Here is a 12115-nt window from a genome sequence, read left to right on the forward strand (position 1 = left end):
GTCGCCAATCCAAAAAAAATGGAGCATGACTCAAGCCCCCTTACTCAGCAGGAAAGGTCAATTACTTCCAATCACGTAAACGTATTGTTTCAGCCCATGTGGGGCCTTTAGAAAGATCTTTTTGCTGCTAGCCGGGTGTTTCCGTCGTTAAATGACATATTTCATCCCGACCCCACGCATCCATTTGGCCCAATTTCCCGTACTTAGTAGTATGCGATCAAACGCCGCTTTTTTACTGACCTGCCTGGGTATGATGACCCTGTTTTCCGTCTTACCACCGGAGAAAGAAGGTCGTGTTGCGGCTACTGGAGCTCTGGCCCTGGCCGTCACCAACGTACAACAGGCCAGCGGGACCATCTGGGTGGGCGTCTACGAATCCAGCGAAGACTTTCTGAACCGCGACAAGGCCCGCCTGGTGGCCTGCCGCGTCAACGCTACGGGAAGCGTAACCATGGACATCGACGGACTTGTGGAGGGTAAGGAATACGCTCTGGGCCTTTTTCACGACCTGAACGACAACGGTGAACTGGACACCAACTGGCTTGGCCTTCCCGCCGAACCCTGGGCCTTCAGCGGTCAACTGCGCAGTAAGTTGCGCCTGCCCCGCTTCGGGGAAGTCAGCTTCGTCTACCGCCGGGATAACCGGCACCAATTGCTGCGGTTGCGCAAGTGGTAAGTGGTATCTTGCCGCATGTCCCAGCCGTTCATCGCCGACCAGACCTTCCACCAACAAGACTACACCGAACGGGCCCTCCCGCCCGGCAAATACGATAATTGCCGGTTCACCCACTGCCGCTTCGGAAATGCGACGCTGGACGGACGGGAATTCTCCGACTGCACCTTCGACAACTGTGACCTCACCGGGGCAACCGTCGGGGGCACCGCCTTCAAAACCGTGCACTTTCAGGATTGCAAATTACTGGCCCTGCGGTTTGAGGATTGTCGTGATTTTCTTTTTGCCATCCACGGCAGGGGCTCCACCTTTGACTACAGTAGCTTTGTGGGCCTCGACCTACGGCAATCGAGTTTCAGCCAGTGCATCTTCCGGGAAGTCGACTTCACGGAGGCCAATCTGCGCAAGTTATCGCTGGAGGAATGCGACCTGACCCGCGCTACCTTTCAGGATACCGATCTGCGGGATACCGACCTGTCTTCCGCCCGTGGCTTCGACATTGATCCGCGGCAAAACCGGATTCGCGGGGCCGTTTTCTCCTCCGACGGGCTATCCGGCCTGCTACAATCCTTTGGCATCGTCATTCGCTAGGACGAAAAAAAATTACCCGCTAATGAACGCTGTTCATTTTTATAGCGTTGTTCAGGGCAAATGGGTATACAAGAAAGAAAAGAACGGGAAAAAGAGGCCCTCCGCCGTCGCATCATTGAAGCGGCAACGGGACTCTTTCGCGAAGAGACTTACGCCAACGTCAGTATGCGTAAGATCGCCGCGCGGATTGAGTACAGCGTTGGCACGCTATACCTCTATTACCGCGATAAAGACGAGCTCTTTCTTGCCGTGCAGGAGGCCGCCTTCGAACGGGCCTTCGACTTTATTCAGCGCTTACCCAATGCCGAAGACCCTCTGGAACGCCTGCGGGGACTTGGGGAGCGGTACATTCAATTCGGACTAGAAAACCCGGATCTGTACCGACTGATGTTCATGATGGAACACCCCATGCAGGCGCTGGAAGAAAGCGATGGCTGGCGAGCCGGCATCAAGCTGCATTCTCTACTTTCTTCCCTGGTGGAAGAATGTATGCAGAAGGGGCGTTTGCCCCAAAAGGACCCGCTGAAGATGAGTTTTATGTTGTGGTCCATGGTACACGGAATGGTTTCCCTGAAGATCACCTGTCGGCTGGACATCTATAACGGTACGCATTTACCCGGTTGTGAGAACCTGAATCTTGACGTTGACGACATGATTCAGGGCACCAACAACATGGTGATGGCCCTACTGAATGACCTTGCAGAATAAAAAATTTTGGCACAATGCTGAACACTGTTCATAAAATGATTGCCGTCCATTTGCTGGCGATTTTACCGCTGTTGCTCTTTGGACAATCGCCCCAAATCGACGGTTACGTCGAGCGGGCCCTCGCCGAAAACCCCACCCTGCTGGCCCAACGGCTGGTGGAAAATGAACGGGCACTGGCCATCGAACTGGCCGCGGCCAACAAACGGGCTACGGTCGACCTCAAATCGGACTACCTGATTTCGTTCGGGGGCCGCCGCATTAACTTCCCGGTGGGCGATCTCTTCAACCCTACGTACGCCACGCTGAACCAGCTGACCGGGGAGGAACGCTTCCCGACCAACCTGGAAAACGTCGACGAGCAGCTTACCCCCAGCAACTTTCACGACACCCGTCTGGAGGCACGCCTGCCGCTGCTGCAGCCGCTGATTGGCCGGGAAATTGCCCTGCGGGAAGCCCAGCTGCTGGAAGCCGGCAGCGCCACTAAAGTGCTCGAAAATCAGCTACGACTGCAGGTCAAGGACTTATACTTTGCCCACCTCCAGGCCAGAGAGGGTCAGCGCATTATTGACAGTTCCCGCGAAGCCCTGAATGAGCTGCTGCGGGTCAACCGGGTGCTGGTGAGCAACGATAAGGCCACCCCGGAAATCGTCTCGCGTACCGAAGCCGAAATTGCCCAGCTCGACGGGCAACGGGCCACCTACGAACAAAGTGCGGCGGTAACCGCCGCGGCCCTCAACCGCCTGCTCAACCTCCCCGCCGAAACACCGCTGCAGGACGAGTTTGCCGCTACGGAAATTGACACCAGTTTGCTGCTGCTCGAATACGCATCCCTCAGTGAGCTGGCCCGGCGGCAGCGGCCCGAGCTCGCCCAACTCCTGGCCGGACAGGAAAGCCTCGTTCGCCTGGAGGACCTCCAGGATGCTGAACGCCGCCCCACGCTGGGCGCCTTCGCCCAGGCCGGGGCCCAGGGCTTCCTCGACGGAGACTTTGGTGATCAGCCCTACTTCACCGTCGGACTGGGCTTCACCTGGAACCTCCACGACGGCGGAAAACGCAACCTCCGCAAGCAGCAAACCCGGATCCAGCGGCAACAGCTGGCCCTCCGCCAGCAAGACACGGAACGCGCCATCGACCTGGAAACCTGGCGGGCCTGGCAACGGATTCAGAGCGAACGCCTTCAGCTGCGGGCCGCCCGCAGCGGATCCCGCGCCGCCGAGGCCACCTACCAGATCATTGATCAGCGTTACCGCAACCAGCGGGCCATCCTGATCGAGCTCCTGGACGCCCGCCAGCAGTGGACCACCGCGCGGCTGCGAGAAAACCTGGCACTCTTCCGCTTGCTCCAGGCCTACGCCGCCCTCGAAGCCGCAACGGCTTCCTGATCTCCTCCTTCCCATCGCCCAAAATTTATTCTTCGTGAAAACGCCATCCTCACTCCCCTATCTTTCCCTCAGCGTATTTGGCCTCCTGCTGTTCCTCTCGGGATGCAAAACGGATTATCCCGGGCAGGAACCCGAAGTGGCCGATCCCAATGCCCCCATTCCCGTACGGATGACGACCATCGCGCCTTCTTCCGCCCCCATCCCGATTGAAGTAGGCGGCACCATCGGTGCTCGGGAGGAAGCTCGCCTTTCCTTTAAAATTGGCGGCATCGTCAATCGGATCAACGTCGGGGAAGGCGACTACGTCCGGCGGGGCACCACCCTGGCGAGTCTCAAGACCACCGAAATCGACGCCCAGGTACGAAAAGCGGAGCGCGCCGTTGATAAATACCAACGCGACCTGGAGCGCACCAAAAACCTCTACGCCGAAAAAGCCGCGACCCTGGAGAACGTGCAGGATCTGGAGACGGCACTTTCCGTCGCCACCTCCGACCTGGAAATTGCTCGCTTCAACCAGCAGTACGCCCGAATCGTAGCCCCGGTCAGTGGCCGGATCGTGAAGCAATTTGCCGAACGCGGCGAGTTGGTCGGACCAGGCAATCCCGTATTCTTCCTGATCGGGGAGGGGCAGCGCAGCTACGTCCTGCGGGTCGGGGTAGCGGACCGCAACGTCCTCCACCTGGCCGAAGGGGATCGGGCGGAGGTTCGCCTGGACGCCTATCCGGAAGCCCCGATTGCCGCAACGGTAACCGAAATTGCGGCGGCGGCGGACCCCAGAACCGGCACCTTTGAAGTGGAACTTACCCTGGATGCACAGGGAAAAACCCTGCGCAACGGCTTCATCGGCCGGGCGAGCATCTTCCCCTCCCGCCAGCCGGCACACTACCGGCTGCCCCTGGATGCGCTGGTGGAAGGAAACGGTCAGAAAGTCAGGATTTTTTATCCGGACGAGAACGGCCAGGCCGCCAGCAAAGAAGTCCGGGTGACTTCCCTACTCGATCAATCGTTCGTCGTTCCGGCCAGTGAGCTGGCCGGCATTACCCAAGTCATTACCAGCGGTGCGGCCTACCTCCAGGAGGGCAACGCGCTGAGCATTACCACCACAGAGACCAACGAGACCCAGGCGGCCATCCAGTAGCTCCCCCATTACCCCGCTCCGCTTCCGCAGGCCAGGGGCCTGCCCCATCAATTTAAATGCTTCGAACCATGACTTTGCCCAACTGGTCCATACAAAACGGTGCCTTCGTGCTGGTACTGACGCTGATTGCCACCACGATCGGTCTGCTCTCCTACCGAAGTATGCCACGCTCGGAAGATCCCAGCATCAACCTGCCCACCTACATCCTAACGGTGGTTTACCCCGGCACGAGTCCGGAAGACATGGAAGAGCTGGTCGTCGACCCCATCGAGGATGGCATTGAAGAACTGGACGACATTGACGTCGTCGTCACGGAAATCTTCGAGGGGGTTGCCCTCATCCGGATTGAGGCGGACTTCGGCATTCCCGACTGGGACGATAAGTACGACGAAATTGTCCGGGAACTCGGTCCGCTGCGGGATGAGCTTCCCGCCGGAATTGTGCTTTACGAAATCGAGCAATTCAAGCAGGAAGACCGCGCGGTTGTCCACCAGATTGCCCTTACTTCACCGGCTACCCCCTTCCACCAACTGGAAGACATTGCCGAGGAAATCGAACTTGGGGTGGAACGCACGCCGGGGGTAAAAGAAGTAAAAATTGAGGCCTTCCCGGAACGCCAGGTACGGGTCAGCGTTGACTTCCAGCGTTGCGCCGCCCAGAACATCCCTCCGACCTCCATTCTGAACATCCTGTCGAGCAACAACGCCAACGTCCCCGGCGGAGACATCAACGCCACGGACCAGAACTTCAGCATCAAAACCAGCGGCAGCTTTGAGACCCTGACCGAAATTCGCGAGACCGTCGTGGGCAGTGCCGAAGGAAAGCTGGTGTACCTCCAGGACGTCGCTGACGTCCGCTTCGCCTACGAAGACGAGCGCTGGCGGGCGCGTTATCGGGGGGAACGGGCGCTGCTCCTCTCGGTATTCATCGAAAACACCAGCAATATCGTGGACGTCAATGCGGGCATTCACTCCGCCCTGGACGAACTGCGCCCCACCCTTCCCCCCACGGTGCAGCTCCATACGGCCTTTGAGCAGGCCCCCGCCGTGAGTGCCCGGATTACCGATTTCTTCGGTAATCTGCTGCAGGGGGTCATCCTCGTTGGCGTCATCATCCTGCTCTTTCTGGGTTTCCGGGCCGCAGTAATCGTGATGACGGTCATTCCGCTCTGCATCCTGATCGCCCTGGCCCTGCTCAACGCCAACGGCTTTGCCATCCAGCAGATCAGCATCGCCGCACTCGTCATCGCTCTGGGTTTGCTGGTGGATAACGGCATTGTGGTCATTGAGAACATCAATCGGTACTTGCGGGAGGGGCTGACGCCCGCGGCCGCGGCCGCGAAGGGTACCGCGGAGGTCGGTTGGGCCATCGTAAGCTCCACCGTTACCACCCTGCTGGCGTTCTTCCCCCTCACCCAGCTGGGGGGTGGCCCCGGTGAGTTCCTCATCTCCCTGCCCGTCACCGTGATGCTTACCCTCGGCATCTCTCTGCTCCTGGCCCTGAGCTTTTCTCCCTTACTGGCCAGTAAGATTCTTAAATACCGCGCCGACCGGAAGTCCCCCGCCCCCCAGCGGGCCCTGGAGTACGTGGTGGAGAAAATTTACCGGCCGGTCCTGGACTTTAGCCTCCGCCGGGGTGCCCTGATCGTGTTGCTGGCCGTAGGCCTGCTGGTCGGTGCCGTATCCCTTTTCCCCAGTATCGGGGTCAGCTTTTTCCCCACCGCCGACAAGCCCCTCCTCCTCGTAGACATTTCGACCCCGCCCGGCAGCAGCCTGGACGCCACGGATAAGGCCGTCGCCTACGTGGAGTCCATCCTGGATACGACAGACTACGTGCGGGACTACACCGCCAACGTCGGGCACGGTAATCCCATGATCTACTACAACCGGATTCCGGAGTCCTTTCAGAAGAACAAGGGGCAGGTACTCGTCAACTTTCGGGAGTGGGACCCCGGAAAATTTTACGCCACCCTGGCGACCTTCCGCAAAGAATTTTCCGCTTATCCGGGCGCAGAAATCCGGTTTCAGGAGCTGAAGAACGGCGCTCCGGTCAAGGCCCCCATCGAGTTTCGGGTCAGCGGCCCCCAACCCGATACCGTTGCCCGCATCGTCAACGACATCGAAAAACTAATGCGCAACACCGCCGGAGTAATCTCCGTGGAAAATGAACTCCTCGACCGGAAAACCGACCTGAGCGTAGAGCTCAACCGGGACAAAGCCGGGCTGATCGGGCTGGCCACCCTTGACTTTGATCAGACCATCCTGGCCAGCCTCTCGGGTTTAACTTTTGACCAGGTCAGCCTCGAAGACGGGAAAGAATATCCGCTGAACGTCAGAATTCCCTTTGACGAAGCGCCCGGCATCGAAGACTTCGACCAGGTCTACTTTACCACCCAGACCGGCGCCCAGGTGCCCCTCCAGCAGGTGGCCGACCTCCGGTTTTCCTCCAGTCCCGCGGTAATCAACCACTATCAACTGGAGCGCATTGCCAGCATCACGGCCGACGTAACGAATGCCGACCAGACGGTCCCCATTACCCAGGCCCTCATCGACGACATCGAGCAGCTGAACTGGCCCGCGGGCTACCGGTATTCGGCCGGAGGGGAATACGAAGATCAGCAGGCCACCTTCGGCACGCTGGGCATCATCCTCGTGCTGGCCATGCTGGCCATCTTCGCCGTCCTGGTACTCCAGTTTCGCTCCCTGTTGCAACCATTAATTGTCTTTTCCGCCATTCCCCTTGCGGTAACCGGCAGTTTTGTGGCCCTGTGGCTCACCGGATGGTCCTTCAGCTTCTTCGCCTTCGTGGGCTTCATTTCCCTGGTGGGCATCGTGGTCAATAACAGCATCATCATGGTGGACTATATGAATCAGCTGCTGGAGGAAGGCCTCCCCATCGGCGAAGCCATTCGCCGGGGCAGTGAGCGTCGCTTCGCCCCCATCGTCCTCACTACCCTCACGACCATCCTTGGCTTGCTGCCGCTTACCGCCCAGGCCACCAGCCTCTGGTCTCCGCTGGGTTGGACCATCATCGGGGGCATGATCAGTTCCACCCTACTCACCCTGCTCGTCGTTCCGGTCCTCTACGGCTGGCTGAGTAGAAGAAAGGCGGTGCGGGTGGAGTAGATGATCATCAGGGCGTGGCCGCAGGTGCCGGGGAGGTTCCGGAGGAGCAAGGCCCCGGTGGCTTCCACCCCGGCATGCATTAGCCCCAAAAGACTACTGGTTCTTGAGAAATTACAGCAGCGACCGCTTGATGTCCCGCACCAGTCCCGGTCCGGCGTATACCATCCCGCTATATACCTGAATCAGTTTGGCTCCCGCGTCCAGCTTTTCCTGAGCGGATTCCGGGGAGTCAATTCCTCCCACCCCGATGATGTTGAGGTGCCCTTCGCTCTTTTGGTGGAGGTATCGGATCACTTCCGTGCTCCGGTCCCGCACGGGCGCTCCGCTCAGGCCACCGGCCCCGATGGCGGCCACCGCCGCCTGCGGAGTGGTCAGGGGCTCCCGGGCGATGGTCGTGTTGGTGGCGATGATGCCGGCAATACCGGTTGCTTCCACGATGGCCAGGATGTCGTCTAACTGCCCCTCCGTCAGGTCGGGAGCAATCTTCAGCAGAATCGGCTTGGCGTGCCACAAATCCCCGGGCTTTCCGAGATCTTCCATCGGACGAAGGCTGGACTTCACCATCCGCTGGTTCAGCTCCTGCAGCGTCGATAGCAGGGCCGTTAGGGGTTCCTTGTCCTGCAGCGCCCGCAGATTTGGGGTGTTGGGGGAACTTACGTTGACCACGAAGTAATCCACCAGGGCGTATAACTTCTTGAAGCAGTCGACGTAATCGTCTACGGCTTGCTCGTTGGGCGTCGTTTTGTTCTTGCCGATGTTGCCGCCCAGAATCGTCTTTCCCGGCCGGCCATATCGCAGTAGCCTTCCGGCCAGAGCATCCACCCCCTCATTGTTGAAGCCCATCCGGTTGATCAGCGCCCGGTCCTTAGGTAATCGGAACAAGCGCGGTTGCGGGTTCCCGGCCTGCGGCCGGGGCGTGACGGTCCCCAGCTCCAGGAAGCCAAACCCCAGACTCGCCATGTGACGGTAGTACTTACCGTCCTTATCGAAGCCCGCCGCCAATCCGACCGGATTGGGAAACGGCAGCCCGAATACCTGCCGCTCCAGCGAAGGATCCTCCAGTCGATAGGTAGCCCGAAAGGCGTGGCTCAGGCCGGGAACGGCCAGGGTCGCGGCCAGTCCCTTTACGGTCAGGTGGTGGGCCCGCTCGGGGGCTAATTGAAACAGCGCGGGCTTGAGCAGCTGGTACATGACGGGGGTTTCTCGCAAAGGTAGAACAACTTCCACGCCACGCCCCCTTTCCGGCGGGCAAAAAAAAAAGCCCGACTGCATAGCAGTCAGGCACAAACAATCATAATCTCATGAAAAAAAGACGACCTAAAAAAGTTCTTCTGGCGGGCGCTGCCGCCGATTTATCTTAATTAACACCTTAACGATCAAATCGTTGGGTATATTATGGCAATATTAAGCTTCCTGAGCCGATCAGGTAGCCTCCACCGGTCACCTCATAAAAGTAACTGCCGGAAGCAAGCTTTTGACGGAGGAATTCCATTTGGTCACCGCGGAACCGTTGTTCGTGGACCGTTTGCCCGCTTGCACTGAAGAGGCGGAAGGTGAATTCCGTGTCAATTGTAGTCCATCCTTCGAGTCGTACCGTTGTACGCTCGGTAGCCGGATTAGGACTAAGGTATAGTTCAACACCCGTCGCTCTCGGTAAGTTCCGCGTGGAAGTCAGCAGGCAATCTTCGGCTAAGAAGTTGTCACAGCCGACTACGTGCGTCACCACCTCGGAGAAGATTGGTGTTTCGTAGTCAAAATAAACGGCAGCACGATTTCTGATTACGGCACCCCTTGTAGTATTCGGTTTTTGGGATAGTCGAAAAGAGACATAGCCCCTTTTGAGTGCCGCGTCAGCTTCCCCCGCGCCGCCGTCTGAAAAAATTCGGATTGAATCAAACGTGATCTTAAGGATACCGTCCTGGTAAAGGACGAAATCATAGGGATGGCTCGCAGCACCCATCTCCAGGCTGTTGAAATCCAACAGGTCGGGAAGGGTATCGCGGATGACCACGCGTTCAAATGTATCGTTGGCTGGTGGTGCAAAGAAAATGGTATATTCAATGTCAGTTTTTGGGATAATGATCGAGTCTCGATAGCCTCGGGGATAGGCCGTCAAGGAAACGGGGGCACCATCATCCAGCACAACGATTTCCTGGGTTAGTATGTCAAGGTTAAGGTTCCCGTCGTTATCGGGAAACTGAGCCACCTGTCCGGTGGTAAACGGCTGACCTTCCTCCACGTTACATCCTTCCGCCACTGCCGTGGGAAAAAGGTTGCCGGGGTGGCCGGGCGATTGCTCGGCGATCAGTCGGTAAGTACTCAATGGTCCGTCCTGGAGATTGACTGGCACCTCAATGTCTTGGCCTCCCTCAAGAAGGAAGTCTGACCGCTGAGTGAGCACGATGTCCTCCACCACTACGTAGCTGGCAGCCTGCGTCATCGGATTATCACTCACGTTTTGAATCGTGAAGGTCAATCCGGTTTCGGGGTCGCAGCGACTCGTAACTACGATGCTCGATCCGTCCCAGTCGGGATCTACCGGTGAGCAATCATAGATTGGGTAAACGTTGGCCGTGGTCTGAAGGGCTTGTCCTTCGACAACTCCGTTACAGGCCATTTGCACCCGAATCGTGATGCTTCCTCCCGCGCCGGGCTCCAGATCACCGAGTTCGTAGCTCAGTAACTGTCCGTCCCGTACGGTTGGTGCAGGTTCCGCCTCCACGAAGGTGAGGTGGGGATCCAGGGTTAGTTCGACACGACTATCCGTCGAGGTAGCGGCTCCGGTGTTTCCGAAGGTTACCGTCAGAATCTGGTCTTCACACTGGATGGCCGGGGTTGCGCTGACCGACACTTCGAGAAGCGGGCAGTCAATCGCGGGCTGCAGGGCGAAGTCGTGGAAATTACTGTCGTAAGGCTCGGTAAGATCCACCACCAGGGGCTCGGGGTCGCAAAGATTCCAGCGATCGTTCTTGCGCAGCAGGCTCAGGGTGTATACGCCGCGGTCAACCCGCAGATCATAGTTACCCAGTGAGTCCGTGCTGCCAAAAAAGGTAGCCGTGTCACTTTCTGCCCGTACCAGCCAACCTTCTAAGCCAAGATCACCCTCCTGGTAAGGAGCGCAGTCATTTGCGGCGGGGTAGTACACCTTACCGCGCAGGTAGTTGGTTTGCAGGCCTCCGAGGTTGTCCGTTTTAAACAACGTCATGTCGTTGAAAAGGACCGTACCCCGAGAGTTAAAGGCAGCCAGGGCGTAACCTCCGTCCAGCGTGGGTGCCAGATCTTCCGCTACGTCCAGGGCGTCGTCGTCACCCAGTCGGCGCTGCCAGAGCAGTTGGCCGTCCGAGCTACGAACTTTAACCATTAGTACGTCAAGGTTGGCACCGGTGGGAACCGTTTGGCCAACGGCCACCAGGTTTTCCCCATTATCCTCCTCGATCACTCCCCGTAACTCATCGTCAAAGGGGGCCGCATCGATTTGGCGGTACCAGAGCGTATCTCCGTTGAGATCCGCCTTAGCAATTAATGCTTTATTGAATCCATCCGTCGACCCTACGAAGACCAGTTGGCCGTCTTGGGTGCGGATGATATCCTCAATTTGTTCGTTTTCCGTAGTCGTTCCGTAAACCTTCGTCCACAGGGGCTCGCCGTTGGCGTCCAGGCCATAGAGGGCGATGTCGCTGTCTACTCCGATGAAGTCCTGGATGTTGGCCCCGATAATGTAGGAGCCATCATTGCCAGCCACCGCACCGATGGCTTCTCCCGAGCGGTAATCGCCGAAGGTGCTGCGCCATTCGATCTGTCCGTCCTCGTCAATTTTGGTGACCAGGATGGCATTCCGACCGGTGGCGATGTCCTGGCGGTACCCCGTGATGAGGTAGCCATTGCCGGGGAGCCGGATAATCTGCCGACCGCGCTCGTTGCTTCCAGCTTCACCGTAACTTTCGGTAAACTCCTTTTCGCCCCGACGATTAATCTTTAATAAGAAGGTCTCTTCTTCGGAGGAAACGGTGGCTTGCCGAAATCCGACGATCAGGAACCCGCCGTCGGAAGCCTGGGTAACGTCAGTACCCTGCTCAATGAAGCCTTCGTCGTAAGTCTTGGACCATACAATGGTTCCGTCAACGTCCGTACGAACTACGAAAATGTCAAAGTCATTGTCGTCCCCGAGTTCTCCTTCCGAACCACCTACCTCTAGGTAACCGTGATCTTTTGTTTGGAGCACTGCCCGACCGAAGTCGTCTTTTGGGCCGCCGAATGATTTTTCAAATCCTCCTTGGGCACCGATCGGAAAACAAGCGCAAAGCAGGGCCAGGGCCAGGAACGCGCGGCGGACCTGACGACCGATGGCCGTTACCTTAGGTCGCTGTTTCATTTTCGATGTTTGAGGATGGCTATCCGTTGATTGCATGACAAAGATGAAGTCAGAATGAAGCGTCACAAAGAACACAATCGTTCACTTGTTGAAAAAAAAGTCCTATTTTTAAGTCGTCAATCTCTC

The 12115-nt window shown here is 57.9% G+C and carries 8 protein-coding genes; 6 read left to right on the forward strand and 2 right to left on the reverse strand.

Features of this window, described 5'->3' with window-relative positions; all coding sequences use genetic code 11:
• Positions 1-211: 211 nt before the first annotated feature.
• From E1J53_RS11630 to E1J53_RS11655, 6 genes are all read left to right on the forward strand, one after another.
• Complete coding sequence (locus E1J53_RS11630; RefSeq protein WP_216650039.1) at positions 212-676, forward strand: DUF2141 domain-containing protein; 465 nt, start codon at positions 212-214, stop codon at positions 674-676.
• Positions 677-691: 15 nt separating this feature from the next.
• Positions 692-1264 (forward strand): pentapeptide repeat-containing protein, encoded by a 573-nt coding sequence (locus E1J53_RS11635; protein ID WP_134273122.1) that lies wholly within the window; start codon positions 692-694, stop codon positions 1262-1264.
• 60 nt (positions 1265-1324) lie between these two features.
• Positions 1325-1972 (forward strand): TetR/AcrR family transcriptional regulator, encoded by a 648-nt coding sequence (locus tag E1J53_RS11640; RefSeq protein ID WP_134273123.1) that lies wholly within the window; start codon positions 1325-1327, stop codon positions 1970-1972.
• Positions 1973-1986: 14 nt separating this feature from the next.
• A complete protein-coding gene (locus E1J53_RS11645; protein ID WP_134273124.1) occupies positions 1987-3354 on the forward strand; it encodes a TolC family protein in 1368 nt (455 codons plus the stop codon).
• 34 nt (positions 3355-3388) lie between these two features.
• Complete coding sequence (locus E1J53_RS11650; RefSeq protein WP_134273125.1) at positions 3389-4492, forward strand: efflux RND transporter periplasmic adaptor subunit; 1104 nt, start codon at positions 3389-3391, stop codon at positions 4490-4492.
• A 68-nt stretch (positions 4493-4560) separates the two neighbouring features.
• Entirely contained in the window at positions 4561-7617 is a 3057-nt protein-coding gene (locus E1J53_RS11655; protein ID WP_134273126.1) for an efflux RND transporter permease subunit, read from the forward strand.
• 111 nt (positions 7618-7728) lie between these two features.
• Here the strand turns inward: E1J53_RS11655 and E1J53_RS11660 are convergent, their stop codons facing one another.
• A complete protein-coding gene (locus E1J53_RS11660; protein ID WP_134273127.1) occupies positions 7729-8808 on the reverse strand; it encodes a quinone-dependent dihydroorotate dehydrogenase in 1080 nt (359 codons plus the stop codon).
• 202 nt (positions 8809-9010) lie between these two features.
• Complete coding sequence (locus tag E1J53_RS11665; protein ID WP_173021456.1) at positions 9011-11989, reverse strand: PQQ-binding-like beta-propeller repeat protein; 2979 nt, start codon at positions 11987-11989, stop codon at positions 9011-9013.
• Between the last annotated feature and the right edge of the window lie 126 nt (positions 11990-12115).

This window comes from Lewinella sp. W8 (assembly GCF_004375085.3).
Classification (GTDB): domain Bacteria; phylum Bacteroidota; class Bacteroidia; order Chitinophagales; family Saprospiraceae; genus Neolewinella.

Excerpts from the sequence above, each read along its gene's own strand:
- E1J53_RS11635 (WP_134273122.1), top strand. The coding sequence starts at position 692 with ATGTCCCAGCCGTTCATCGCCGACCAGACCTTCCACCAACAAGACTAC.
- E1J53_RS11640 (WP_134273123.1), top strand. The coding sequence starts at position 1,325 with ATGGGTATACAAGAAAGAAAAGAACGGGAAAAAGAGGCCCTCCGCCGT.
- E1J53_RS11660 (WP_134273127.1), bottom strand. The coding sequence starts at position 8,808 with ATGTACCAGCTGCTCAAGCCCGCGCTGTTTCAATTAGCCCCCGAGCGG.
- E1J53_RS11630 (WP_216650039.1), top strand. The coding sequence starts at position 212 with ATGCGATCAAACGCCGCTTTTTTACTGACCTGCCTGGGTATGATGACC.
- E1J53_RS11665 (WP_173021456.1), bottom strand. The coding sequence starts at position 11,989 with ATGAAACAGCGACCTAAGGTAACGGCCATCGGTCGTCAGGTCCGCCGC.
- E1J53_RS11655 (WP_134273126.1), top strand. The coding sequence starts at position 4,561 with ATGACTTTGCCCAACTGGTCCATACAAAACGGTGCCTTCGTGCTGGTA.
- E1J53_RS11645 (WP_134273124.1), top strand. The coding sequence starts at position 1,987 with ATGCTGAACACTGTTCATAAAATGATTGCCGTCCATTTGCTGGCGATT.